The organism is Thalassospira marina (genome assembly GCF_002844375.1).
GTDB lineage: Bacteria > Pseudomonadota > Alphaproteobacteria > Rhodospirillales > Thalassospiraceae > Thalassospira > Thalassospira marina.
Genome location: NZ_CP024199.1, coordinates 2,830,001 through 2,855,852 on the forward strand (window position 1 = coordinate 2,830,001; position 25,852 = coordinate 2,855,852).

The following is a 25,852-nucleotide window of genomic DNA, read 5'->3' on the forward strand; positions in this document are numbered from 1 at the left end:
AAACCGCCTGCCATTTTGTATAAGATTTCCGCCGATGTTGCCGATAAGAGCAACTCGTTGGGTACACTGCATTTTTGACGACAGGGGAGATCTACGGCGATGGCCGGAAGACAAATCGTATCGTTTGCTGCACTTGCGGCCATCATTGGCGGGACCACCGGCTATATTCTTTCAGACACACAACAGGGGCATCATAATCCGCTTTCTGCCTATGCCGCAGAAACCGAAACCATGCCAAAACCTGTTATGTCTCCGAAGCACCAGGATGCAGAAGAGATTGCTTCTGTAGCTGAAACGGTGCCGGTTCTTGAAGGTTCCGAAAAAAATTCAGAAATTTCCTCGCGTCAGGATACGGTGGTCCTTGAAAAGGGATCGAACCTGATGGCGGTGCTGACGGGTGCCGGACTTGAACGCTCGGTCGCCTATAACGCCATTGAAGCGCTGCGCGATGTTTACAATCCGCGCAAATTGCGCGCCGGCCAGGAATTTGACCTGGTATATGCCAGCGAAACCAGCGGCGATACCGGCGACCTTCTTGATACCCTGCGTTTCCAGCCCGATGCGGAAACCATTGTTTCGGTTTCGCGGACTGACGATGGCTTTAGCGCATCGACCGATAAGGTGGAGCTGACCAGCGCACCGAACGTATCGAGCGGCACCATTGACCAGAGCCTGTTTATGGCTGCAGAAAAGAACGGCATGCCGCTTTCGGTTCTGATGGAAATGATCAAGCTTTACAGCTATGACGTCGACTTTCAGCGTGACATTCAGCCGGGTGACAGCTTTGAAGTCATGTATGACGACATGAAAAACGCCAAAGGCGATCTCGTCCGTCATGGTGATATCGTTTATGCCAGCATGAATGTGCGTGGCAAAGATTACCGCCTGTATTCCTATACCGACAGCGACGGCAACCAGGATTTCTATAACGAAAATGGTGAATCCTTCCGCCGCGCCCTGATGCGTACGCCAATCAATGGTGCACGTCTTTCATCGGGCTTTGGCATGCGCAAGCACCCGGTCCTGGGTTATAGCCGCATGCATAAGGGCGTTGACTTTGCCGCCCCGACCGGCACACCGATTTTTGCCGCCGGTAACGGCACCGTTGAGCGGGTTGGTAAAGTTGGCGGGTATGGCAATTACATCCGCCTGCGCCATAACAGCACCTATGAAACCGCTTATGGCCATATGTCGCGCTTTGCCAAGGGTATCCATGCCGGATCGCGCGTCAAGCAGGGGGACATTATTGGCTATGTCGGCATGACCGGCACGGCAACCGGCCCGCACCTGCATTTCGAGATTTTGAAGGCTGAACACCAGGTCAACCCGATCAATGTGAAAATGCCGAGCGGCCGCACCCTGACCGGCAAGGAACTGAACCGTTTCCACGCCACGTCCGAAAAGCTGCAGAAGCAATATGCGCAGCTTTCGATCGAGGGCGCGAAGGTTGCCAGCGCCGACTAACAGCTTTTACGATTTGTCGAACTCCCCAACCCTGCCAGACCAACTGGCAGGGTTTCTTTTTGCCTGCCTGCTGTCAGGGCGGCTTGGCAGGGGATCGATGAGGAGAAGCGCAAAAAAAGCGTGGACCGACGAGACGCTGCCCTGTGTCGGCGCGAGCTGCTGGATGCGGATACGGGAACACTCGCCCGTTACGTTACGAGAAGCATTGCCCTGCCCCACTAAAACCCTTTGCCCTTAATCAGGCGCATTTTGCCGATGTCATTTGTTGCCCGGCAAAGAGAAGTCCTTAGGGGCCAACGGCGCATAAAAAAACGGCCGGGCGATGGCCGGGCCGTTTTTATAAAGTGTGAGGTATCGGCCTCTAACGGGCATCAGCCATCATGCGGCATCACGTTCAAACTGCAGCTTGGCCAGCCGGGCGTAAAGCGGGCTGGTTTCAAGCAGTTCGTGATGCGAGCCAATAGCCACCAGTTGCCCGTCATCAACCACGGCAATACGATCCGCATGCAGAACCGTTGAAAGACGGTGAGCGATCACCAACGTAGTGCGCGACTTCATGATGGTTTCAAGCGCCTTTTGCACCACCTGTTCGCTTTCGGCATCGAGTGCACTTGTTGCTTCATCGAGCAGCAGAATGGACGGATTGCGCAAAATGGCGCGTGCAATGGCAATGCGCTGACGCTGACCACCTGAAAGGCGCACGCCCTTTTCCCCCAGGAAGGTATCAAAGCCATCGGGCAGACGATCCAGGAACTCGCTGGCGTGGGCTGCATCGGCAGCAGCACGGACATCGGCATCGCTGGCATCCGGGCGGCCATAACGAATATTTTCCCAGGCATTGGCAGCGAAAATCACCGGATCCTGGGCGACAAGCCCCAAACGTTCGCGAACGGCAACCGGGTCTGCCTTGCGAATATCCACGCCATCCACCGAAATGGTGCCAGCGGCCGGATCATAAAAGCGCAGCAACAACTGAAAGACTGTTGTTTTACCCGCCCCTGATGGCCCCACCAGCGCCACCGTTTCGCCCGCCTTTACATCCAGCGAGAAGCCGGTAAGGGCAGAACGGTCCGGACGGGCAGGATAATGGAAGGTAACATTTTCAAAGCTGACATTGCCCTGATGGGCCGACGGCATGACAATGGCATTGACCGGGGCAGCAATGGCAGGACGGGTTTCAAGCAGGGCGACAAGGCGTTCGGCCGCACCGGCTGCGCGCTGCAAATCGCCAATCACTTCGCTGATTGCGCCAACAGAACCCGCGACCACGACAGCATAAAAAACGAAAGCCGAAAGCTCGCCCGCCGAGATGGTGCCATTTAAAACATCATGCCCGCCGATCCAGAGGATAACCCCGACCGCACCAAACACCATGACAATGACAACAGCCGTCAGCAGGGCGCGGGCCGAAATACGCGCAACCGAGGTTTTGAAGGCACCTTCGACATGGCCAGTGAAACGGTTGGTTTCGATTTCTTCGTGGGTATAGGCCTGAACCGTGCGCAGGGCGTTGATCGATTCTTCGGAAAAGGCGCTGACATCGGCGATGCGATCCTGGGATTCGCGCGAAAGCCGGCGTACTTTGCGCCCGTAAAAAATGATCGGCACCACCACAAGCGGCACCACCAGCAGGACAAGGGCTGTCAGTTTGGGGCTGGTAATCGCCAGCATGGCCAGACCGCCCACAAACATCAGCACATTGCGCAGTGCAATCGAAACACTGGAACCAATAACCACCTGCAACAGAGAGGTGTCGGTCGTCAGGCGTGACAACACCTCGCCGGTACGGGTGACTTCAAAAAAGCCGGGATCAAGGCGGATGATATGGGCGTAGATTGCACGCCTTACATCGGCAACCACGCGCTCGCCAATCCAGGAGACAAGGTAGAATCGGGAATAGCTGGCAAAGGCCATAAGAATGGTAAAGCCAAACAGCACAAAAAGCGCCTGGTCAAGCAGGCCACCATCGCCGTCGGCAAAGCCCTTGTCGACAAGGAAGCGCAAACCGTTACCCAGCGCAAGCACGGTGCCCGACGCCACGACGAGCGCAAGTGCTGCGCCCGCTATCTGCAATTTATAGGGTTTGATGAAGGGCAGAATAGCCCGCAAAGAGGAGAGATCCCGGCTTCGATCACGATCTTCGAGGCGGGATGAGTTTCGCGGAGAGGACGCCACGGCAACATTCCAGTTCTGTAATATCGACAGGAAAACGCCGGACCAGGGAATTAGTCCAGCGCGATCTTGTGGCCGGTCTTGACGGCAAGATCGGCAGCAAGCTGTTCGTGCAAGGTAGTGGCCCCCCGGGTGGAGCGCCAGCTTTCGGTATCTTCGTCATAATCATAGTGGCTGGCACCGCTTACGGGCGATGACATCCAGATCTGACGATTGAGGGCATGTTTATTGATGATGAACTGTTCGCCCGAATCGAGTTCGATGGTCAGAATACCGGCTTCGAGGTCAACGTCAATCGCGTCGCCTGCTGCATCGTCGATCACGTCAGAGATATTTTCGATGGTCTCGTCCGCAAGGCGATGAAATAGGGTTTCTTCAAGGGCCACAATCAAACTCCGTCTGTCAGGCGGGTGGCTTCAAGCCATACCCGAGATCGTTTCGGTCTGCTGGCGCACCATACTATATAAGGGCAGGCACGCAAGTAACCTTCATCAAACAGGGGGTGGAAAATGCCGGTTTTACCTTATCTGAGATATTTCCGGTCACAGGGGTTGCGTAACCCGATTTTTTCCCTTATACACCGCGCTTCAAATTCCGGAGTGATAGGCGATGAAACAAGACATCCATCCCGATTACCATGAAATCACCGTTCAGATGACGGACGGCAGCACCTACACCACCAAGTCGACCTGGGGCAAACCGGGCGACGTCATGAAGCTTGACATCGATCCGAAGAGCCATCCGGCTTGGACTGGTGTTCATCGTCTTCTCGACAGCGGTGGGCAGCTTGCCAAGTTCAAAAAGCGTTTCGCTGGTTTCAATATCGGTAGCAACTAAGAACACAAGTCGCAATTCCTGCGATTTATGGGATTATCGCCCGCAGCATCCAAAAGATGCAGCGGGCGTTTTTCTTTGTCCTCACCCCTTTATATACGTTTTTGCATCACTCATATGCCTTACCAAACTATGGTATAGTTGGCGGTTTCTTGCCATACTTGGCAACGGGACAGAATGATCAAGGCGACCGCAACGGCTTTCTTGCGGTTTTCGCGGGGGCGCGAGGGATGAACCAGGTGATCACGCGCAAGCAGATCAGCTATGAAATCTATATTAAAGACCGGTCAGGGAAATGGATTATCCATGCCCATTACACCGGTGCGCAAAAACAGACCGCGGAAGAAGAAACCCAGCAGCTTGAGCGTGAAGCCAATGTCATGGCCGTCAAGCTGATCCGCGAAGTCTATAATAGCGAAACCAACAGCGCTGACGAATATGTCGTCTATCAGACCCGTGACGCGGAAAGCCGGGAGAAAATGGCAGCTGCCCGGGCCGCCAACGCCATTGAAAATGTGGCAGAGGCCCAGGAAAGCGAAAGCAAAGCCCAGCCTGCCCCCAAACAGGGCAAATCAAAAAAGCGCAAAAAAAAGGATGTCGGCCTGATCGGGCTGGCCCTTAAAATGATGCTGGCCTTTTGCGGCGCCATTGCCATTGGCCTTGCCGTGATGCTGGGAACAGCCCGCCTGCTGGAATACCTGCCGGGTATGGGATATCACATCAGCCAGGGTGTGTTTGAAAAGGCCAATTTCTTTGCCTTTGTGCTGGGATTCATTGTGTCCATCACCCCGATGATGATGGCCCTGACCCGCAATTTCCGCCACAAGGGCAAAAAGCGCAAAGATGATGACGAGGTCGCCGAAAGCCCGGCAGCCCCTGCCATGCCCAGCGGCCCCAGCGAAGAGCAAATGCGCCTTGCCCGTGCCGAGGCGCTGCGCCGCAGCCTTGAAGAAAACCGTTCCGCGCTAAGCGAAGAGCCTATCAGCACCCGCGAAGACCCCAAAGACGACCCCGATGATGATGCCCCCCTGCCCAAGGAACCGTTGGTAAAAACCCCGGCCCTGCAGGCAACCCGGCAAATTATGCGTGATTTTATGGCGGGGTCTGTGGTTGCCATTCGTGAAACCCTGCCCAGCCTCGATGCCTATCACAAATTTGGCGTGAACCTGTATGTCGCGGGTGCATGTGATGCCTGCTCGGATAAAAATGCCCTGCCCCGTGAACAGGGCCGGGATATTTTAAAAGACTGCGTTTCGGCCCTGGGTGCAAATGGCAAGATGTCCGATACGTTTTGCAACAGCCTGGAGCAGTATCTGCTGGAGCCAAAATATAGCGATATGTATGGCGCAGGCCGCGATTCGATGCTGAGCTACATGAAAGACGAGAAAAGCCTTTCAGTTTCCGTGGCACGCGCGTTGAATATCTGGTCGGAAAAACCGACAGCAGACCCGAAACAGGCGGGCAAGAAGCTGCATGCCCTGATGTTTACCGATATCGTCAATTCCACCCAGCTCACCCAGGAGCTGGGGGATATTGGTGCCCAGCAAATGGTACATGCCCATAACCGCATCGTGCGCACGGCCCTTATCAACAATTACGGTAAGGAAGTGAAGCATATGGGCGATGGCATTATGGCCGTATTTCCATCGTCAAATTCGGCGGTTGAAGGGGCACTGGAAATTCAGCTCCAGATGGCCCAACACAATGCGCGAGGCGAGATGGAATTCCATGTTCGTATCGGCATTAATGCCGGTGAAGCCATTACCGAGGAAAACGACCTGTTTGGGGCTGTCGTTCAATTGGCGGCACGGGTTTGTGCAGCGGCAAGCGGTGACGAAATTCTGGTTTCGCCGACCGTGAAGGAAACCTACGCTGGCAAACGGGCCAAGTTCAAATCGCTTGGCACCCGGCAGATGAAGGGTTTTAGCGCACCTGTCGAGATTTTTGCCGCGATCAGCCGAAAATAGGCTGTGTTTGTGGCTAAAGCTCTATGCCCTTAATCAGCAGGACGATGCCGGGCGGCGACCTGAAGTTCCATTCGCGCAGTACGCATATAAAGGGAATGGGCCCGTTCCATCAGGCTGAGCAAGGCAGGTGTTGTCGACAGGCAGCGATCCCGTTCGTCCTGAATGCAGATTTTGATATCCACCATCAGATCATCGCTATCAACCGCTTCTTCCCAGTCGATCTCGCCTGCCTCGACTGCGCGTACCGATAAAAGCCATGCCATCGCCCGGATCAGGCGGGTGGTCATGCGCATTTCCTCGCGAAACTGCACAATGGCATTGTCGCTCAGAACATCGAATTGTTCACGCTTGCGATTGGCAGACAGATAGTCCCGCGCCTCGACCAGCAGGGTCAGGGCCTCGTCATAGGTTTTGGAAAAAGGGACGATGACAAAATTGCTGTCATAGTTGCTTTTTCCGCGAAAGGGCGGGTCATATGTCATCCACCGTATATTGGACCATCTGGATTATAGTTCAAGCACGCCAGATGCCAAAAACGGTGCCAAAAACGAAGAGGCCGCCCCAATGGAGCGACCTCTGCCTCAACCTGCTAAACTTGCCGGACTGTTTTATTTTTTGTGAATCTATACTCCCGGCTCTTGCCGGGTCAAGCGCATAAGTGACGGAAATGTGACTGTGCGTATTAGTACGTATAAGCCCAAAAGAAAAAGAGCCGCCCGTATGGGGCGGCCCAGTTTAACAGGGAGGCATCGAAACATCACGTTCGACAAGGGGTCAACACTGAACCCTTAATCTTACATATAGAACGGCAAAATTAACATTCAATGAACCCAGGGTTTATTTTATCGCTTTCGTGACAACCGGATGAATTTTATCTGAAAAATTCAGGTTCTAAACAGGGCTTCTGCGCCTTTGCGCACACCATCACGGGTCACCAGCGTCTGTTCGACACGTTCGATTTCCGTTAATAGCGCGGTTTTGTAAGCCAGCAGGTTTTCGACCGACATATCATCAAGATTACGCGGGATCCCTACGGGCATACCGGCTGCAGCACTTGCCAAAAGGTCATCCTGATCCATTTTCGCCCTCCAGTGTTGTTTTGCCAAAAGGACACAGCATAAAAAGCCTTTGTCATCGTGCGGGCCACTTGCCTGAACCAATTGGCAACCACAAGGTAACAAAAGCCTTTCATGTAGCGATCTGAAAACTAGATAATGACCAAATATCAATTTCGCCATGAAGGATACGCCATGAATTTGGAAAAAATTCCCGAAAGCATGAAATTCATCGCCATTGAAGATAGCGGCGAAAACGGCCGCCTTGTTGTACAGACCGGCCCCTGCCCTACACCGGGCAAGGGTGAAGTCCTGGTCAAAGTGGCGGCTGCCGGGATCAACCGGCCGGACTTAATGCAGGTTGCAGGCATGTATCCGCCGCCCCCGGGTGCATCGGACATTCCCGGGCTTGAGCTTTCGGGCCATATCGTTACCTGCGGTGATGATTGCGACGGACTAGAACCTGGCCAGGCGGTTTGCGCCCTGGTTGCTGGCGGTGCCTATGCCGAATATGCCGTTGTGCCCGCAGCACAATGCCTGCCGGTGCCAAAGGGCCTGTCACTGACCGAAGCCGCCTGCCTGCCCGAAACATTTTTTACCGTCTGGCACAATGTGTTTGATAAAGCCGCGTTAAAACAAGGCGAGGTTTTTATGGTGCATGGAGGCACATCGGGAATTGGCACCACCGCCATCCAGATGGCAAAGGCCCTGGGCGCGACCGTAATTGCCACGGCAGGCAGTGCTGACAAATGCCAGGCCTGCCTTGATCTGGGCGCGGATCATGCCATCAATTACCGCGAGCAGGATTTTGAAGGGGCGGTAATGGATATTACCAACGGCAAAGGTGCTAATGTCATCCTTGATATGGTGGCGGGCGAATATATTGGCCGCAATTTCAAATGTGCTGCACAGGATGGCCGCATTGCCGTGATTGCCTTTTTGGGCGGACCAAAGGCCAACACCAATTTCCTGCCGCTTTTAACCAAGCGCCTGACCCTGACCGGATCAACCCTGCGCGCCCAGCCGGTGGCAGCCAAAGGGGAAATTGCCCAACGCCTGCATAAAACGATTTGGCCCCTCATAGAGGACGGCCAGATTAAACCGGTGATTTATCGCGAATTGCCCTTTGGGGAAGCGCAAAGCGCGCATGACATCCTCAAACAGGGTGACCATATTGGTAAAGTCGTGATCAAAATGGCCTGAAATTAACGTTCACCACGCCTGTTTGGCGTGATAATGGCTAAAAAACAGACGGGTAAAAATATTATTGCCCGTCTGATGCAACAGAATGTTGCTTTTAGCTGCGCATTGACCGAAAAGAACGCTGTGATGCGTTAGGCATTCGCGCGCGGCTAACCTGTGGTTTGCCTGCTGCGTTGCCGAACCACCAAAAGAGATTATATTCTGGGGCAGATCTTGCCGCGTTTTTGGGCTTTTACCCATCGCCGGTCTCCAGAAGTTAAATGATAACAGGAGGAATTATGGCTCAGCCCCTCATGCCGAAAGCAACTGCTGTATGGCTTATCGACAATACCGGCTTGTCATTCCGGCAGATTGCCGCCTTCACCGGTTTGCATGAACTTGAAATCCAGGCAATTGCCGATGGCGATGTCAGCCAGGGAATCGTTGGTCGCGACCCGATCGCCAATGGCCAGCTGACCCAGGCCGAAATCACCCGTTGTGAAGCCGACCCGCGCCAGATGCTGAAACTGGCCAAATCGGACCTGCCGCGCCCGCGTTCGCAGGCCAAAGGCGCCCGTTACACCCCGGTGTCCAAACGCCAGGATCGCCCGAATGCGATTGCATGGCTGCTGAAGCATCACCCGGAGCTGGCCGATGCGCAGGTTTGCAAACTGATCGGCACCACCAAGGACACGATCGGCAAGATCCGCGATCGCAGCCATTGGAATTCGGCCAACCTGGTCCCGCGTAACCCGGTGACCATGGGCCTTTGCACCGAACTTGACCTTGAAAAACAGGTTGTGATCGCGCGCAGCAAAAACCCGGAAAAGATCGTTCGCGATGTAGAGCCCGATCCGCTGCCCGAAGAATTGCAGATCCGCCCGGAACCGGATTTTCCGGGTGCCGACAAGGATGGCGACGACGATCGCAACAAGTCTTCGATCAATTACAAGGAAGCTGCCGAGAACCTGTTCCGCAGCTAATCCCCGATCATCAGACAAGGCCGCCTTTTGGCGGCCTTTCTTTTTGGCCGAAAGCCTTTTGCGACAGTTCCGGTTTGCCCGCCGCAGCGCCGCTAAAGCCCATTGCCCCGTTTACAGCAAAACGCGCGGGCTACGCGGCCTAATGTGCCTTGCCAAGTGCAGGTAAAATTAAACAAAATGGGTTTTACCGCAGCAAAAGCTTTAAACGTTGGTTTCATATGAATGCAGCCGAACCGTCATATTATTGAAACGCGCCTGCACTAGCATTCATTCGCACCTTCAAACAGGCCGATAGAAAAACAATTTTATGCAAAAACGACCAACCGAACGTCAGGCAAGTATTGTTGAAACAGTCCGCGCCGACGGTTTTCGCACCATCGAAGACCTTGCCGATCGCTTTCAGGTTACCGCCCAAACCATCCGCCGCGATGTGAATGCGCTGTGCGAGGAAGGGTTGCTCCGCCGCCGTCATGGTGGTGTCGAGCCCGCGCTGGAACATGAAAATATCGCATATCGCGCGCGCAAGGTTTTGCATGTAAACGAAAAACGCAAAATCGCCGCCCTGGTCGCACGGCATATTCCCGATGGTGCCTCGCTGTTCTTTTCCATTGGCACAACGCCGGAACTGGTCGCAAGCGCGCTTTTGCAGCACCGTTCACTGCGAATTTTTACCAATAATCTGAATGTGGCCTATGTTGCCGCCACCAATGACAGCTTTGACGTAACCCTCATTGGCGGACGCCTGCGTAATCGCGATCGCGATGTTCTGGGGCCGGAGGTCGAGGCCTTTTTCAACAGCTATAAGGTTGATTACGGTATTTTCGGCGTCGGCGGCATCGACCCGGACGGCAGCCTGCTTGATTTTGACGAGCAGGAAGTCCGGGCCCGTTCGGCCATTCTTGCCAATTCACGGCAGAATTATCTGGTCGCCGATCACACCAAGTTTGGCCGTAACGCCGTTGTCCGGGGAGGCAATATTTCGCAGGTCACGGCCTTCTTTACCGACACCGCGCCGCCCGACGCCATTGCCGCGATGATCCGTAAAACCGGGGTCGAACTGCATGTGCCCGAACCCGGCGCAGAATTTCCGACCTTTTATGTGCCAGACGAACACTGATCACCGGATTACTTTACGATATGTGCGATAGCCGCGCGCAGACAAACCGTTAGTCAGCCATTAAAGCCCGATCAGATGGGCATAATGCGCGCGCTATGACGCAGGCAAGGCAACATCCGCCTTTTGCCCGGCGGCAATGATACCATCACGCACCACACGCAGCCCCTGTGTTAGGGTTTTGTCGCGGCGCATGACAATGGCCAGATCCCGCCCCATGGCGGGGTCCAGTGCGCGGGCCTGCACCGGCAGGTGCGAACGCCCGGCAACAATCGCCATGGATGGCAAAATAGATGCCCCCAGCCCGGCACCAACCAGTTCCTTGATCGCCTCGACACTGCCCAGTTCCATAACCGGGCGCACAGACCGCCCTGTTTTGCGCAGCCAGTCATCGGCAAGGGTACGGGTGTTTGATCCCTGTTCAAATAAAACCAGCGGCAGTTCCGCCATTTCGCTGGGTGATATGGGGCCGTCAGATATATCGCCCCCCGATGCCGTTTCAGGGTTGGCAGCAAAAATCGCCACGAACGGGTCTTTCATCACGGGCGTAATTTCCAATGCCCGGCTGGCAAAGGGCAGTGTGACAAAACCGATATCAAGGTCATTGGTTTCAACCAAGCGCGCCATATCGGCGGTATTGCCGGTTTTAACCGATATTTCCAGGTCGGGGTATTTCTGCCGGATACCTGCCAGTACGGCTGGCAGAAAATAAATGCATGCTGTCGCCCCACAGCCAATACGCACCTGCCCCTGAACGCCACTGCCAAAGGGGGCCACAGCATCCAGCGCCCCACGAATGGCCTGGTCTATCGGCCCGATTTGCGCGCGCAAGGCATTGCCCGCCGCCGTTGGCATGGCGCGTTTGCCAATCCGTTCGATCAGCTTTACGCCCAGCCGCTGTTCCAGCAATTTTACCTGCTGGCTTATGGCAGGCTGGCTTAAATTACAGCGTTCGGCCGCAGCCGAAAAACTGCCCAAATCCACCACATCGGCAAAGGCCTGCAACTGATCAAGGTTGAAGCCCCGCATTATAACTATTCCTTATCATTTGCATAAAAATTCAAACAAATACTTATGATAAGAACCAATCTATATTTTGCCAATCGAATTAACGCCACCTGGCCCAAACCAAAGACAAGCCCATGCCCGATATGCTCGCAACAAATGCCCCCCTTAACAGTACCGACATGTCACCAACGCCCATTAACGATGCTACCGCCACACAGAATGATGCAATCATCATCCGCGACGCTGATGCGTCTGATATCCCGGCCATTCATCGCATTTACCGACAGGCGGTCGAAGAAGGCACAGCCTCGTTCGAGGAAATAGCCCCGGACGCGAGCGAGCTTGCCCGCCGTCAACAGGCCCTGCTGGAAAAGGGTTTTCCCTATATCGCCGCGATTGACGCCAAAAGCGGGCAGCTTTGCGGCTATGCCTATGCCGGGCCCTACCGCCCGCGTTCGGCCTATCGGCACACGGTTGAAGATTCGATCTATGTCGCACCGGACCATCACGGCAAAGGCATTGGCAGCCTTTTGATGCATCACCTGATTTTACGCTGCGAGGCTGGCCCATGGCGGCAAATGGTCGCCGCCGTGGGCGATAGCGAGAATAAGGGTTCCATCGCACTGCATCGGAAACATGGCTTTGTCATTACCGGCACATTTCACAATGTGGGCTATAAATTTGGCCGCTGGCTTGATTCGGTCTTGATGCAGCGCCCCCTGCAGGGCAGCAGCCCCCTTATTCCCGCCCCGCAGGCCGATTTGCCCCTGCCCACCGCCGATCACAAATGATCCGCACCGGGCTGGTTATTCGCCTGGGCATCGGGCAATTGATAGGCTGGGGAACAAGCTATTATCTGATTGGTAATTTTGGCCCCCAGCTTGCCCAACTGCATGGCTGGAACGATGCCATCATTTATGGCGGTTTTTCCTTTGCCCTTCTGGTGATGGGGGCCGTATCGCCCCTGTGCGGGCGGCTGATTGATGCACAGGGCGGCCGCCCGGTAATGGCGGCGGGGTCGCTTTTTCATGTTGCCGGCTGTGTCACACTGGCCATGACAAGCTCGCTTTTGGGTTATTTCACTGCCTGGTTACTGCTGGGTATTGCCATGCGTTTTACCCTTTATGATGCGGCCTTTGCCGCCTTAGCCCGCCTTGGTGGGGCCAATGCCCGGCGGGCAATGGGGCAAATCACATTGTTTGGCGGGCTGGCATCGACCATCTTCTGGCCGCTGGGCCATTATCTGGAAGCGCAATTTGGGCTTTCAGGTGCCCTGCTCTGTTATGCCGGTTTTGCCCTGCTGTCCCTGCCCCTTAACCTGTCCATACCAGCAAAAAAGACCTCATCCGCCGCAAACAACACCAATCCGGGGCACGCCAGCCCGCAGCCCCCAACCCTCACACAAGCAGCGGCACAGGCACAGCCACCGGCACCGGCACCTGCCCTAACCCCAAACGCAGCCCGCCGCGATCTTTCGCCACATCAGAAAATGCTCTGCGGGGTTCTATATGCCTGCATCATGTCGCTGATCAATATTATCAATGCGGCCATGTCCGCGCATATGATCCCGCTTTTGGCCGGTTTGGGGCTAATGATGGCACAGGCCATCACTATCGCCAGTTTGCGCGGCTTCGGGCAATTGGCTTCCCGGCTGGGTGAAATCCTGTTCGGGCGACATTTTAATCCGGTCACGGTCACAATTTTCGCATCTGCCCTGATGCTGCTGTCTTTTGCCATTGGCTTTGGCGCCGGGTTTTCAACGCTGGCGGCCATTATATTCTGCGTCAGTTTTGGGGCCGCAAACGGCATCCTGACAATCACGCGTGGCACCGTGCCATTGCTGATTTTTGATCCCGCCCATTATGGTCAGCAGGTGGGAAGGCTGTTGCTGCCGGGCTTTGTTCTTTCTGCCCTGGCACCGTCGCTGTTTGCCGTATCGATTGATGGGCCTGGCGCGCAGGCAACACTTGGCATTTTATGCCTGCTGGCCCTGGCAACCCTGGCCGGGGCCATATGGCTTTATCGCTGTCTGTATAAAAAACCGTCCGCCACCTGACGGGGTTGCGGACGGTCAAGGATATTCGGGCCCGACGAGGTAGGTGCATCGGCGGGACAGGCCCGAACGGGGTGTTACAAAAACGGACGTTACATCGCCAATGCCACTGCATCACGGCCCCAAACGGGGCCGCACAGCAGGCAGCGCGATCAGCTACCCGCCCCTTCGCGGGCATAGCCGATATCGCGAAGTGCGGTGGTGATTTCGGGCAGAATTGCCGGGTCATCAATGGTTGCCGGGGTTTTATAGCTTTCACCATCGGCAATGGAACGCATGGTTCGCCGCAGAATTTTGCCAGATCGGGTTTTGGGCAAACGGTCAACCACTGTTGCCTGCTTGAAGGCGGCAACCGGGCCGATCTGGTCGCGCACCATGGCAATGACTTCGGCAACGATTTCCTCGTCAGCACGGTTAACCCCGGCCTTCAGAACCAGAAAGCCCAGCGGAACCTGGCCTTTCAAATCGTCATGTACGCCAATCACCGCGCATTCGGCAACATCCTGATGGCCCGAAAGAACCTCTTCCATCGCCCCGGTCGACAGACGATGCCCGGCAACATTGATGATGTCATCGGTCCGCGACATCACATAAATATAGCCATCCTCGTCGATAAAGCCCGCATCACCCGTGGCGTAATATCCTGGATATTCGCTCAGATACGACGAAACAAACCGTTCGTCATTTTGCCACAGCGTCGGCAGGGTTCCCGGCGGCAGCGGCAGCTTTGCCACCAGCGCGCCGATTTTTCCGCGCGGTACTTCATGTCCACCCTCGTCAACCACCTGCACATCCCAGCCACAAACAGCAACGGTGGGGGAGCCATATTTGATTGGCAGCAATTCAATCCCACGCGGGTTGGCACAAATCGACCAGCCGGTTTCGGTTTGCCACCAATGGTCAATCACGGGCACCTGCAAATGCCGTTCTGCCCATTGCAGGGTATCGGGGTCCGACCGTTCACCTGCCAGATACAGGGCATCAAAGCAGGAAAGATCGTAATTTTTCATCAGCTCGGCATTCGGGTCATCCCGCTTGATCGCGCGAAATGCCGTGGGCGCAGTAAACAGGGCCTTTACCCCATGCTGGGAAATAACCCGCCAAAAAGCCCCCGCATCGGGTGTGCCCACCGGTTTGCCTTCATACATAACCGTCGTGCACCCTGCCAGAAGCGGGCCATAAACAATATAGGAATGCCCAACAACCCAGCCCACATCCGATGCGGCCCAAAAAACATCGCCAGCGGAAACGCCATAAATGTTTTTCATTGACCAGTGCAGGGCCACCATATGTCCGCCATTATCGCGCACCACGCCCTTGGGCTGGCCGGTTGTTCCTGATGTATAAAGCACATAAAGCGGGTCGGTCGCACAAACCGACACACAATCAGCCGGTTCTGCATTTGCGCATTCATCGGCCCAGTCAAAATCGCGGCCTTCTGTCATTTCGGCAATGGCCTGGCTGCGCTGCCAGACAAAAACCGTTTCCGGCTTGTGCGTGGCCTGGTCAATTGCACGGTCCAGCAACGGCTTATAGGCAATCACACGGCTGCCTTCGATGCCGCAACTTGCCGACAGGATCATTTTGGGTTTGGCATCATTAATACGCGTTGCCAATTCGTGGGCGGCAAAGCCGCCAAACACCACCGAATGGATTGCGCCAATGCGCGCACAGGCCAGCATCGCCATTGCCGCCTGCGGAATCATGGGCATGTAAATGATGACAAGGTCACCTTTAACCACACCGCGGGCGCGCATCGCACCAGCCAGCTTTGCCACCTCGTCACGCAATTCGTTATAGGTGTAATGGGCAACCGTATCTGTTACCGGGCTATCATAAATCAGGGCATTCTGGTCGCCACGGCCATTTTCAATATGGCGGTCCAGCGCGTTATAGCAGGTATTGACCATACCACCCGTAAACCAGCGCGGCGCCGGCTTGGCATCGACATCAATAACCTGATCCCATTTTTTATCCCAGGACAGGGCATCGGCGGCATCCGCCCAGAATGCCTCACGATCGGCAATGGAATGGGCGTAAATATCCTGGTAGCTACCCGGCATTGGCGTTTTTCCTCCCGCTTTGCGGTCATTCTGACCATTTTTGGTGACCGGCTTTTCACCGCCCCATGGGTTGGATAGGGCTGGGTTCGATACCGGTTTCGCGATGGCCCGTTAATTCCGCATCATAATACCGATTTATTGGCAGCACTTCCCTTAGACATTGGTCGATCCTTCATGATCGATGGCTGATAAACCGCAAAGCCAACAGGAAAGGGAAGAAAGACGGGAATTTGGACCATGTGCCAGCAACGATACCGGCAACACGCATAAAGTGTAGCGCGCCCTGCGCCATTCTACACGTAAAAATCCCAAAGGCGGGTTTTCACAAGGGGGCAAATTGCTGCGTCTTCCCGATATCGGGCGCAAAAAAATCAAAAGACCGGACATGATTGCCGCCTCACGGCGTGGGCACAAACCGGAGGCGGCGAAACTAAAGGGTCGTTTTTCACGACGGCAAAAGGGTATGGGGCTGGTTCAAACCCGGATCCGTTTTGCTGGGAATTGCGTCATCCTTTTTCAGTGAGTAATTCGACTGATTTCGTCTTTAATTTCGAGTTTGCGCCGCTTGAGTGATGTAATGCGCGTTAAATCAGGGGACGGTCGACATTGCTCCGAATGGAGCTCCTGCTCGAGCGTGGCATGTTTGGCAGTAAGAGCTTCGATATGGGATTGAACGCTCATTCGCCTACTCCTCATTCCTGATATTGCCCACAACAAAATGGTAGTAATTCTGTAACGTGATTTCCAGTCTTTCCGCGCATGTTTCGTTCAAATTTGTCATCCGGGGGCTAACAACATGTCGCAAAATCGGCAATAATCGGCTGAATTTCAGGGGCTTCGACGGTTTCATCCCAAACAGGATTTTTTGAAAGCGTCTAAATTTTGATCAGTGCAAACCCACCGACCATTTTTCAGCCAGCACCACCAAACAGCGCCCTCCATGCCCACAAAAAACACCGTCAAATCAATGCGCTTTCAGGTTTGATTTTTTACTGCCTAGCGGACTTTCAAAAGGTCAGTAATCTGGTTCACAGTCCCCTTCAGGGCGGAAATTACCCCCTCAACAGACCATCCAAAACACCCGATATGGCGGAGTCGCAGCAAAACATATATCCGCACGCCGCAAAAACAGGGGGCAAGGTGCCATATCGCCCCACAACAGACGTTCAATCGCGCGTGTTAATCACGCCATGATCATCCATGCCGCGCAGCAGGACTTACGACCATATCGCGAAGAACGAAAGCCAATAGCCTTACTTCTACCTGCGTTAAAACCAGCTTTCCAAGGGGGTTCCGCGTACCTTCATAAGGCTTGCGCGACGCCACTGCCCTTTCACACGTCCGCATCCAAAACCTGGCGCGCCGAACTGTAAAAACCACCCTGGAAAAATAACTGAAAATTTTACTAGACGACTGGTCTAATCACGATTATAAGCAGCGTCATGAAAACCGAAACAAAAAGCACCGACATTCGCGAAAAGATCCTCGATACCGCGCAAACGATCATGAGCGGCAAGGGATTTTCTGCTGTCGGATTAAACGAAATCCTTGCGGCGGCCAGTGTGCCCAAAGGCTCCTTCTATCACTATTTCCAGTCGAAGGAGACTTTTGGCGAAGCCATGTTGCAACGCTATTTTGACCGTTACCTGAAAAGCATGGACGAACTGTTCAGCCAGCCAGGCGTCAGCGGCGCAAAGCGGTTAATGCTGTATTGGCAGAACTGGCTGGATTCACAAACAACCTGTGATCCGCAAAGCAAATGTCTGGTGGTGAAACTTGCCGCCGAGGTAGCCGATCTTTCCGAAGCCATGCGCACCGTTCTGCTGCACGGAACCGGCAAAATCACGGCCCGTCTGGCAGGTATTATCGGCGAAGGCATCAGGGATGGCTCGCTTGCCATCAATGAAGACCCGGCCCAACTGGCCCTGGCCCTGTATCAATTGTGGCTGGGTGCCAGCGTAATGGCCAAAATCACCCGGGATGACACGCCCCTGCGTGCCGCCATGGAAACGACCGTAACCAAGCTTACCCCCGGCAGCGTTTAACCCGGGCAAATAAAAAGCGAAGCCACATCTGCCCTTTGATGGGCGGTTTCCCCTTCGTTTTTTATTTGCCCGCTAACTAGACGACCGGTCTAATAACAAAGACCATTGTTAAAACCAAAGCTCCCATATCGGGTGCTTCACCCGGATTTCCGGACCCCGCAAAACCGCACCCATGCTGTTTTGCACATCACACCAACCTGAAAAGGAAGCAGATTATGAAAGTCCTGATGGTCTTGACCTCCCACGACACCCTGGGCAACACCGGCAAGAAAACCGGCTTCTGGCTCGAAGAACTCGCAGCCCCCTATTATGTGTTCCAGGATGCAGGCGCTGAAATCACACTGGCCTCGCCAAAGGGCGGTCGCCCGCCGCTTGACCCCAAAAGCAACGAACCCGATTTCCAAACCGCCGATACCCACCGCTTTGAAGCCGACGAAACAGCAATGGCCGCACTTGGCACAACGGCCAAACTGGCTGATATTTCCCATGCCGATTACGACATTGTCTTTTATCCCGGCGGTCATGGCCCGCTGTGGGATCTGACCGAAGATCGCAATTCCATTACCCTGATCGAAAAGGCCTACGAAGCTGGCAAGGTTGTTGCCCTTGTCTGCCACGCGCCGGGTATTTTGCGTGATGTTAAGGCTGCCGATGGCACACCGCTTGTTGCCGGTAAAAAAGTCACCGGTTTTAAAAATACCGAAGAAGACGGCGTCGGCCTTAGCGACATTGTCCCCTATCTGGTCGAAAACGTGCTGAAAGAAAAAGGCGGCGTTTATTCTTCCGGCCCGGATTGGGGTATCCACGTCGTTCAGGAAGGCAATCTGATCACCGGTCAGAACCCGGCATCATCCAAAGATGCGGCCCTACTGGCCCTTACTACCTTTCAACAGGCCGCAAAATGACAGCCTTTGTCGTTCTGATCCGCGAGGAAACGACCAACCCGGCCGACCTTGATCAGTATCGGGAAAAGGCCCCCCTTGCCCGCGACGGGCACGCCATCACGCCCGTCGCCTTCTATGGCATGCAGGAAGTTCTTGAAGGCCCCGATTTTGAAGGCGCCGCCATCCTGCGCTTTCCAACCATGGAAGAAGCCCGCGCCCGGTATCACAGCCCGGCTTATGAAACCGCCCGGCAATACCGGCAAAAAGGCAGCATCAGCCGCGTTTTCATCATCGAAGGTATCGATGCGGCCCCTTCTTCTTAATTCCGCTGCGCAGCGTCAAACCGGCGGGTTTCATGCCCGCCGGTCTGCAACCTTCCCCCACATCCACATCTCTCTTTCACACCGCAGATAAAAGGCCGCCTTATGCCAGCCACCTTATCAACCCTGACCCTTGACGATGCCAAACGCATGCTGGATGCCGGTGAATCCAGGGCACGCGAATTTGGTATTCCCTATAACCTTGCTGTTGTTGATGCAGGCGGTCATCTGCTTGGCTTTATCCGTCAGGATGGCGCAAAAACCGGCTGCGTCGACCTTGCGATCAACAAGGCCTATACCGCCCGGATTTTCGATAACCCAACCCACATTCTTGGCACTCTCGCGCAGCCAGAGCAGGAGCTTTTTGGCATCGAACAAAGCAATGCGGGCCGGGTTGTCATTTTGGGTGGCGGATTGCCGGTTCACCATCACGGCACCATCATTGGCGCGGTAGGCACCAGTGCCGGAAGTGTTGAACAGGATATTCAAATTGCCCAAACCATGCTCGCTGCTCTCTAGCGATGAGCCGTCCTGAACGACAACAACACTCCCTCACCCGCAACACATCAAACGCTAAGCGCCCTCACATTCTCCCTGCAACCGCAACCTCTCCCACATCCCCGTTATTAACGGACGGCCGCACGGGCACCCGCTTAGCCACATGATCAATATTTCCCCTTCTGCCTTCTGCCTTCTGCCTTCTGCCTTCTGCCTTCTGCCTTCTGCCTTCTGCCTTCTGCCTTCAAGCTTGACGCACCCAATTTTGCGAAGGCCAGCAATACGACTGGTCTAATTTTCCAATTACTGTTCCTCCCCGCACCATGAAAGCCCAGCCCAATGTCCGCAAACGCAACCACCTGTTCGCCACCAGGCAATTTAACCCGCAATGCAGCATCCCATTCCCCTGCGCAGGCAGCATCGCAACAAAGCAATAACAGCCTGTCCTTTGCTGCCACACTGGCCTGCATTGTTCTGATCGCGATTGATTTGCGGCCCGGCATTGTCTCGATAGGGCCGTTATTGCCACAGCTTCGCGCTGAATTCGGGCTTAGTAATCTGCAGGCGTCGCTGCTCACCGCGATCCCGACATTATTCATGGGCCTGCTTGCCCTGCCCTCGCCCTGGCTGGTGCGGCGTTTTGGTTTGAACCGGGTTATTCTGGGCGCCCTTGGTGTGCTAACCATTGCAACTGCAGCCCGCGCCTTTGCCCCGACATGGGCACTATTGCTGCTGACAACAGCAGGCGTTGGTGCTGGCATTGCCATTACCGGGGCCTTGATTGGCGGCTTTGTGAAAACGGTTTCACCCAACCGTATGGCACTTCTGATGGGTGTTTACGCCATGTCGCTGGGTTTGGTCAGCACCCTTGCCGCTGGCACCACCAGCCCGATAGCCGAAATGGGTGGCGGATGGCGCGTGGGGTCCGGCATATGGGCCATTCTTGGTGTTGTATCGATCATCGCCTGGCGCATCATGGCCCGCGCACAGCAAACCGGCCCCCATTTGGCAAAGCCACATCCGCACCGCACACCTCTGCCGGTTAACCACCAAAAGGCCTGGCTTCTGGCGCTTTATTTCGCCAGCAACAATATCCTGTTTTATGGTTTTTTATCCTGGCTGGTGCCGCTTTATCGCGAAACGGGGATGAACACCTCTGCTGCAGGCCTTCTGCTCGCCAGTTTTACCACCGCCTTCATGCTCGCCAATCTGGTGCCGGGCATCCTCAGCCGTAAGAAGGACCGCCGGTTCATGATTGCCGGTTCAGCCGCCATCACGTTTGCCGGGCTGGCCGTGGTGGCACAAGCCCCAGCATTTCTGCCGTTTATTCTGGTGCCCGTCATTGCCTTTGGTATTGGCAATTCCTTCACACTCGGCATGACTCTGCCGCTTGATAACACCCGCACCGCGCATGAAGCAAATGCCTGGAACGCCTTTATTCTTGGGATCGGTTATGGTGCTGGCGCCCTTGGCCCGCTTGCCATGGGAGCATTGCGCGACATAACAGGTGGTTTTCACGCACCAATGCTGTTTCTCGTCGCTTTTGGCCTTTTCAAACTGGCCCTTAGCCCATTTTTACACCCGCCAGCATCCCGTGACATAACCGGCACCGAAAATAGCGGGCAGGCAACATAACGCCCCGTCGCCCCGTACACTGCGCCAGCATCCATCCCATGCAGCAATCAAATCACCCTGTCACAGGGACAAGCCCAACCTCGCCCGCCCAGCAAATACGTTGCCCACCGCCCGAATGATCAGCCCGAATGATCAACGATGGAGCAAAGCAATTTCAGACGCCGCAGGACAGGATAGAAGCAACCATCACCTCCAACCCCGCAACCACCAAGGATTCAGGACAAATTCAGGCTTCAACGCGCGCCAGATTACCGATCAGGAAGCGCAGGGCTTCGTTGCATTCTTCCTGGCTTAAATCAAACCGGGTTGGGGAAAGATAGGCGCGCATGGGGGCGGTGCGGTCCTGATTGGCAGGAATGGCCTCCACCGCAGCAACAAGAATTTCCTGCTCCAGCCGTTCTGCAACCAGCTCATCCTTTTTAAGCTGTTCGCGCAGAGCCTGCACACCCACGGATGGATCATCGCGCAGATAACGCCGGGTGGCCCGAAGCGGCGTTATCACATTCTCCCGCCACGCTTTCACCGCCTCCTCAAGCGCGGAAATGCTATGCGGGGCCTTGTCCTGCAGGCCCAGCCAGGCCAGAAACAGCAACAAATTCACATCAAGCCCGCATTTATCCTGCAATGACAGGCACATAGGGGCAACACCCGGTCGCCCATAAAAGGCAACCGTAAACTTCCACAACGCTTTTGCGTCCATTTTGCTCGGCCCTGTTTTATTTGCCTCGCCAAACCGGACTTCCTTCAGGTGACTGCCTTCACTTCCATATTTTCAGATTCATTCGATGTAACCAGCGAAAGCCTGCAATCTGAAACAGTTGGAACCCTGCAAAGAATAGAGCTTGGTCGGGCAATTTTGTATTTTTGAGTGCTTTGATATTACGACAAAACTTGTTTGGTTGCTGTAATATTATATGGCTCGCTCTTAAATATGTTCCTTCAACATTCCGTCCGGACAAAGGGCTGAATCAAAAATCCACTGACAGGAACAACCCCGCCAGTGGATTACAAAAACACGTTATATCAGCGCTATTCAAACGCAAAGCGAGCTAGGTACTTTACACCGTTTTCGCCGTTTTTTTAACCATGGGCGGGGTGCCCATATAGGCACCAAGGCCAATTGCGGTTGAGACCATGGTTTCACCGGTATCGACGAGGCGCGGGCCGGTGATGACGTCGGCCATTGGCACGTCGACAACGCGGCGCTGCTGCCAGGCAACCACGCGGTCAAACTTTTGCTGTGCAATCAAATCCACCGCATGCACACCAAAGGTCGATGCAATCAGCCGGTCGCGCGGCGAAGGTGTGCCGCCCCGCTGCAAATGCCCCAGCACCGTGACGCGGGTTTCCCAGCCGGTCCGCTCGCCCAGCTTTTCGGCCAACCAATGGCCAACACCGCCATAAACGGCCTTTTGGCCATCATGGCCGGATGTGACGATATCGCCCTTATCGGTTTTGATCGCCTCGGCCACAATCACCAGTGCATGGTTGCGCCCGCGTTTGCGAATATTCAGGCAATGCTGCGCCATATCTTCCAGGTCATAATCCATTTCCGGGATCAAAATCACATCCGCCCCGCCGGCAATACCGGCAAACAGGGCAATATGCCCGGCATCCCGGCCCATTACCTCAAGGATCATGATGCGTTCATGCGAAGCCGCTGTGGGTTGCAAACGGTCCATTGCATCAACCGCCACATTAACCGCCGTGGTAAAGCCAACCGAATATTCGGTATGGGCCAGGTCATTATCAATGGTTTTGGGAATACCAACCAGATTGATGCCGCCCTTTTGCGCCAGTTCACGCAAAATCGCCATGCTGCCATCGCCACCAATGCCAATCAGGGCATCCAGCCCCAAGGCCTCGTACCCGGCAATGACTTCGTCGGAACGATCAGCAAAGCTGCCATCGGGCATCGGATAGTGAAACGGGTTGCCCTTATTAATGGTGCCCAGAATGGTGCCCCCCAACCGCAACATCCCATCATTATTGACGTAATCATTAAGCGGTATGGTTGCTGGCGGGCGTTGCAGCAGGCCATGTGTGCCCTGCCGGATCCCCACCACATCCCAGCCATATCCCAGCACGGCCCGGCGTACCACTGCCAGAATAACGGCATTCAGCCCGGCACAATCGCCACCACTGGTTAAAATTCCGATCCGCATCAGACATCTCCCGTAACGGTTTTTCATCGTTTTTATAAAACAGACGATGGGGGCGACACATTATTCATGTGGGTTCGCGCCCGCTTTCTGATAGTATTACAGGCTGTTCGCGTTGATAAATAAGCTGGATCAAAAATGGACGAAATCAATCAGATCGAGATTGAAAAAAGATTGGCCACTCTACGCGAGGAACACCGCGACCTGGACATCGCCATTGCCGAAATGGCGAGCAATCCACGCCACGATCAGCTTCGTCTTGTTCGCCTGAAAAAGCGCAAACTGGCCCTTAAGGACGAGATTCGCTATGCCGAGTCGCAAATCCTGCCAGACATCATTGCCTGATTTTACCGGTAAAATCACCGGCCCATTTGCCTGCCCGCCGTAAATTTTCGCGCTATAATCCCGAAATCCGGGCCAGATGTGCGCATATAAAAACACCTAAAAACACCCGCCAGAACAAGGTTCGGCAGGTTGCTTTCATGTAATCATTGCTGCGCAGGCAAGACCGGCCCGGATGACATGGATCGTTACTTCAGGTTAGCCGGGCGCAATTCGTCTGCACATCCCAACCAGCCAAAAGTTCAAATCGGCTAAGGCATCAAACCATTGATAAACAGGTCATTCGGGTGACCCGGCATTCTGGAAATGCGCCATAGATGAGCGCAATTCGCGGTCCACACCGCCCATCACCGTCGTAACGCTTTCACCCGGCCCGATCTGATAAACACCAAATACCAGGCGATAATCCACCAATTGCCCATCCCAGAAATAAGATGCCCGATGCAATTGTTCGCCAATCGCCTGTGAACGACGCCAGCCTTCGGCAGCATCCACATTATAAAGCAGGGCGGCAAAATCATTGCAGCCAAGATAGCCAAGCTGGTGGGGTGGTTGAATATAAACCCGCAGGAATTCAGCCAGTTGCGCGATCATGGCATCCTTGCAGGATTGCCCATAGGTCTTTGAGAGGCTTTCAAGATCGGCGATTTCACATAGCAGCAGACAGCGCGGTGAAACCGGCGGCGGCGTGACGGCAATTTCATTTTCCAGAATTTGCATGAAAGCCGGGCGCGATAACAGGCCGGTAAACGGGTCCTGCGATGATTTGCGCGCCAGTTCCTGCTGGTGCTTTTGCACGGTTTCAAGCTGTGTGACCAGCGTATCAACCCGCGACATTAGGCGTGACAGCGCCCGTTCAACGGCAGGTGTGATCTGTTCGGAAGGAATACCAAGAAGATTGGCCGGATCAACCGGGGCGCGGCCCGTACCACCAGATTGATCACCAAAAGAAGAACCAGCGCCGCCAGAATAATCCTGGCCCGATGAAGCACCGTTACCACCATCCGGGGTGGCGCGGCCATATGCCTGTGCGGCTTGAATTGCCTGCCTTGCGGCGGGGTTCCGTCCCTCGGAACCGGCGCCATAGGATGACATCGCCATCCTGGCCTCTGAGACTTTCATGTCTGGTTCTCGCGCTACCTGCGTTTTGGAACGGCCATCATGGCACTCTTCCATAATGCATATTAGTACAAATTAAGGGTAAAATCCATTACCGACACACTATACGGATAGATATTCAACCATTGCGAGGATATTCGTACATTCCGGCGAAAATATGGGCATTTTGGGGAACATCGCGGTCAAATGCCGTTTTTAACGGCTTTTCCCGGCCCCGGCACGGCGTTGCGCTTGCATGACGTTACGACCTCCCTATAATGCGGCCTTCGCAAAACGCAGCATATAAACGGAGCCCCATCATGAGCGAACCCCGCCCGGCAATCGGCATTATCATGGGCAGCCAGTCTGACTGGGAAACCATGAAAAACGCGGCCGATATTCTTGATACGCTGGGGGTCGCCTATGAAACGAAAATCGTTTCGGCCCATCGCACCCCGGACCGCCTGGTTGAATATGCCAAAACGGCAAAATCCCGTGGTTTGAAAGTAATTATCGCCGGTGCTGGCGGTGCGGCCCATTTGCCAGGCATGGCCGCAGCCATGACGCCTCTGCCGGTTTTGGGTGTGCCGGTACAAAGCCGCGCACTTAAGGGCCTGGACAGCCTGCTTTCCATCGTGCAGATGCCAGGTGGCGTGCCGGTTGGTACCCTGGCAATTGGCGCGGCCGGGGCAAAAAATGCCGGTCTGATGGCCGCTGGCATCATGGCCCTGATGGATGATGCCCTTGCCGGGCGCCTGGATGCCTGGCGCCAAAGCCAGACCGATGCTGTCGCCGAAGAACCGGTTGACCCGGCAAGCTGACCCACCCCATGGCGCATCCCCAAGATGCGCCATTTTTGCATATGTCTAATTGATGCGGGCGCTATATAGTGCCCGCCGGTTTGCAAAGCACCAAAACAGGTTCTTTGCAAAACCGGTACCGATCCCCTGTTCTGACTGGCCATTCCAATCCG

The 25,852-nt window shown here is 54.8% G+C and carries 26 protein-coding genes; 15 read left to right on the forward strand and 11 right to left on the reverse strand.

Going from position 1 to position 25,852, the window contains the following annotated elements; genetic code table 11:
• Window positions 1-99 precede the first annotated feature (99 nt).
• Window positions 100-1,464 carry a M23 family metallopeptidase gene (locus tag CSC3H3_RS12885; RefSeq protein ID WP_245881110.1) on the forward strand — a complete coding sequence of 455 codons (1,365 nt, stop codon included), beginning with the start codon at window positions 100-102 and terminating at the stop codon, window positions 1,462-1,464.
• Between the two features lie 378 nt (window positions 1,465-1,842).
• Here the strand turns inward: CSC3H3_RS12885 and CSC3H3_RS12890 are convergent, their stop codons facing one another.
• Entirely contained in the window at window positions 1,843-3,573 is a 1,731-nt protein-coding gene (locus CSC3H3_RS12890; protein ID WP_245881111.1) for an ABC transporter transmembrane domain-containing protein, read from the reverse strand.
• Between the two features lie 116 nt (window positions 3,574-3,689).
• Window positions 3,690-4,022 carry an iron donor protein CyaY gene (gene cyaY, locus CSC3H3_RS12895; RefSeq protein ID WP_245881112.1) on the reverse strand — a complete coding sequence of 111 codons (333 nt, stop codon included), beginning with the start codon at window positions 4,020-4,022 and terminating at the stop codon, window positions 3,690-3,692.
• A 223-nt stretch (window positions 4,023-4,245) separates the two neighbouring features.
• On the opposite strand from cyaY, the gene rpmE reads away from it, so the two are divergent.
• Together rpmE and CSC3H3_RS12905 are read left to right on the forward strand one after the other, a co-directional pair.
• Complete coding sequence (rpmE, locus tag CSC3H3_RS12900) at window positions 4,246-4,473, forward strand: 50S ribosomal protein L31 (protein WP_101271724.1); 228 nt, start codon at window positions 4,246-4,248, stop codon at window positions 4,471-4,473.
• A gap of 227 nt (window positions 4,474-4,700) precedes the next feature.
• Window positions 4,701-6,437, forward strand: a complete 1,737-nt coding sequence (locus CSC3H3_RS12905; protein ID WP_101285086.1) for an adenylate/guanylate cyclase domain-containing protein — start codon at window positions 4,701-4,703, stop codon at window positions 6,435-6,437.
• Window positions 6,438-6,466: 29 nt separating this feature from the next.
• Here the strand turns inward: CSC3H3_RS12905 and CSC3H3_RS12910 are convergent, their stop codons facing one another.
• The gene (locus CSC3H3_RS12910) at window positions 6,467-6,919 is read right to left on the reverse strand and encodes a DUF1465 family protein (protein ID WP_101285087.1); all 453 of its coding nucleotides are present in this window, start codon (window positions 6,917-6,919) and stop codon (window positions 6,467-6,469) included.
• Window positions 6,920-7,321: 402 nt separating this feature from the next.
• A complete protein-coding gene (locus CSC3H3_RS12915; RefSeq protein WP_101271730.1) occupies window positions 7,322-7,516 on the reverse strand; it encodes a DUF1192 domain-containing protein in 195 nt (64 codons plus the stop codon).
• Between the two features lie 171 nt (window positions 7,517-7,687).
• Between CSC3H3_RS12915 and CSC3H3_RS12920 the strand changes: the two genes are divergently transcribed.
• Window positions 7,688-8,695, forward strand: coding sequence for an NAD(P)H-quinone oxidoreductase (locus CSC3H3_RS12920; RefSeq protein WP_101285088.1), 1,008 nt, complete (start codon window positions 7,688-7,690; stop codon window positions 8,693-8,695).
• 9 nt (window positions 8,696-8,704) lie between these two features.
• Here the strand turns inward: CSC3H3_RS12920 and CSC3H3_RS12925 are convergent, their stop codons facing one another.
• Window positions 8,705-8,935 (reverse strand): hypothetical protein, encoded by a 231-nt coding sequence (locus tag CSC3H3_RS12925; RefSeq protein ID WP_101271734.1) that lies wholly within the window; start codon window positions 8,933-8,935, stop codon window positions 8,705-8,707.
• A gap of 38 nt (window positions 8,936-8,973) precedes the next feature.
• Here CSC3H3_RS12925 and CSC3H3_RS12930 point away from each other — a divergent pair, with 38 nt between their 5' ends.
• Entirely contained in the window at window positions 8,974-9,657 is a 684-nt protein-coding gene (locus tag CSC3H3_RS12930) for a DUF1013 domain-containing protein (protein WP_101271736.1), read from the forward strand.
• Between the two features lie 307 nt (window positions 9,658-9,964).
• Complete coding sequence (locus CSC3H3_RS12935; RefSeq protein ID WP_101271738.1) at window positions 9,965-10,774, forward strand: DeoR/GlpR family DNA-binding transcription regulator; 810 nt, start codon at window positions 9,965-9,967, stop codon at window positions 10,772-10,774.
• A 93-nt stretch (window positions 10,775-10,867) separates the two neighbouring features.
• On the opposite strand, the gene CSC3H3_RS12940 is transcribed toward CSC3H3_RS12935, so the two are convergent.
• Window positions 10,868-11,800 carry a LysR family transcriptional regulator gene (locus CSC3H3_RS12940; protein WP_101285089.1) on the reverse strand — a complete coding sequence of 311 codons (933 nt, stop codon included), beginning with the start codon at window positions 11,798-11,800 and terminating at the stop codon, window positions 10,868-10,870.
• 113 nt (window positions 11,801-11,913) lie between these two features.
• On the opposite strand from CSC3H3_RS12940, the gene CSC3H3_RS12945 reads away from it, so the two are divergent.
• Window positions 11,914-12,570, forward strand: a complete 657-nt coding sequence (locus CSC3H3_RS12945; protein ID WP_245881113.1) for a GNAT family N-acetyltransferase — start codon at window positions 11,914-11,916, stop codon at window positions 12,568-12,570.
• The gene (locus CSC3H3_RS12950; protein ID WP_101285090.1) at window positions 12,567-13,835 is read left to right on the forward strand and encodes an MFS transporter; all 1,269 of its coding nucleotides are present in this window, start codon (window positions 12,567-12,569) and stop codon (window positions 13,833-13,835) included. Before CSC3H3_RS12945 ends, CSC3H3_RS12950 begins: the two co-directional genes overlap by 4 nt.
• Window positions 13,836-13,984: 149 nt before the next feature.
• Here the strand turns inward: CSC3H3_RS12950 and CSC3H3_RS12955 are convergent, their stop codons facing one another.
• A complete protein-coding gene (locus tag CSC3H3_RS12955) occupies window positions 13,985-15,895 on the reverse strand; it encodes a propionyl-CoA synthetase (protein ID WP_101285091.1) in 1,911 nt (636 codons plus the stop codon).
• 516 nt (window positions 15,896-16,411) lie between these two features.
• Entirely contained in the window at window positions 16,412-16,576 is a 165-nt protein-coding gene (locus CSC3H3_RS12965; RefSeq protein ID WP_101271748.1) for a YdcH family protein, read from the reverse strand.
• Between the two features lie 761 nt (window positions 16,577-17,337).
• Here CSC3H3_RS12965 and CSC3H3_RS12970 point away from each other — a divergent pair.
• The 5 genes from CSC3H3_RS12970 to CSC3H3_RS12990 all read left to right on the forward strand — a co-directional run bounded on the left by CSC3H3_RS12970 (window position 17,338) and on the right by CSC3H3_RS12990 (window position 21,277).
• Window positions 17,338-17,940, forward strand: a complete 603-nt coding sequence (locus CSC3H3_RS12970) for a TetR/AcrR family transcriptional regulator (RefSeq protein WP_101285092.1) — start codon at window positions 17,338-17,340, stop codon at window positions 17,938-17,940.
• A gap of 215 nt (window positions 17,941-18,155) precedes the next feature.
• Complete coding sequence (locus CSC3H3_RS12975) at window positions 18,156-18,845, forward strand: type 1 glutamine amidotransferase domain-containing protein (RefSeq protein WP_101285093.1); 690 nt, start codon at window positions 18,156-18,158, stop codon at window positions 18,843-18,845.
• Window positions 18,842-19,147, forward strand: a complete 306-nt coding sequence (locus tag CSC3H3_RS12980; RefSeq protein WP_101285094.1) for a DUF1330 domain-containing protein — start codon at window positions 18,842-18,844, stop codon at window positions 19,145-19,147. Before CSC3H3_RS12975 ends, CSC3H3_RS12980 begins: the two co-directional genes overlap by 4 nt.
• A gap of 102 nt (window positions 19,148-19,249) precedes the next feature.
• A complete protein-coding gene (locus CSC3H3_RS12985) occupies window positions 19,250-19,663 on the forward strand; it encodes a GlcG/HbpS family heme-binding protein (RefSeq protein WP_101285095.1) in 414 nt (137 codons plus the stop codon).
• A 318-nt stretch (window positions 19,664-19,981) separates the two neighbouring features.
• A complete protein-coding gene (locus CSC3H3_RS12990; protein ID WP_101285096.1) occupies window positions 19,982-21,277 on the forward strand; it encodes an MFS transporter in 1,296 nt (431 codons plus the stop codon).
• A 226-nt stretch (window positions 21,278-21,503) separates the two neighbouring features.
• Here CSC3H3_RS12990 and CSC3H3_RS12995 read toward each other — a convergent pair whose 3' ends face one another.
• Both CSC3H3_RS12995 and CSC3H3_RS13000 read right to left on the reverse strand, forming a co-directional pair.
• Window positions 21,504-21,977: a TIGR02444 family protein gene (locus CSC3H3_RS12995; protein WP_101285097.1), complete on the reverse strand. Its 474-nt coding sequence runs from the start codon at window positions 21,975-21,977 to the stop codon at window positions 21,504-21,506.
• A 358-nt stretch (window positions 21,978-22,335) separates the two neighbouring features.
• On the reverse strand, window positions 22,336-23,442 hold the full coding sequence (locus CSC3H3_RS13000) for an ATP-dependent 6-phosphofructokinase (RefSeq protein ID WP_101268114.1): 1,107 nt from the start codon (window positions 23,440-23,442) through the stop codon (window positions 22,336-22,338).
• A 135-nt stretch (window positions 23,443-23,577) separates the two neighbouring features.
• On the opposite strand from CSC3H3_RS13000, the gene CSC3H3_RS13005 reads away from it, so the two are divergent.
• Window positions 23,578-23,784, forward strand: coding sequence for a YdcH family protein (locus tag CSC3H3_RS13005; protein WP_101268116.1), 207 nt, complete (start codon window positions 23,578-23,580; stop codon window positions 23,782-23,784).
• A gap of 276 nt (window positions 23,785-24,060) precedes the next feature.
• Here the strand turns inward: CSC3H3_RS13005 and CSC3H3_RS13010 are convergent, their stop codons facing one another.
• Window positions 24,061-24,903 (reverse strand): GGDEF domain-containing protein, encoded by an 843-nt coding sequence (locus CSC3H3_RS13010; RefSeq protein ID WP_172963424.1) that lies wholly within the window; start codon window positions 24,901-24,903, stop codon window positions 24,061-24,063.
• A 296-nt stretch (window positions 24,904-25,199) separates the two neighbouring features.
• On the opposite strand from CSC3H3_RS13010, the gene purE reads away from it, so the two are divergent.
• The gene (gene purE, locus CSC3H3_RS13015; RefSeq protein ID WP_101268119.1) at window positions 25,200-25,700 is read left to right on the forward strand and encodes a 5-(carboxyamino)imidazole ribonucleotide mutase; all 501 of its coding nucleotides are present in this window, start codon (window positions 25,200-25,202) and stop codon (window positions 25,698-25,700) included.
• Window positions 25,701-25,852 lie beyond the last annotated feature (152 nt).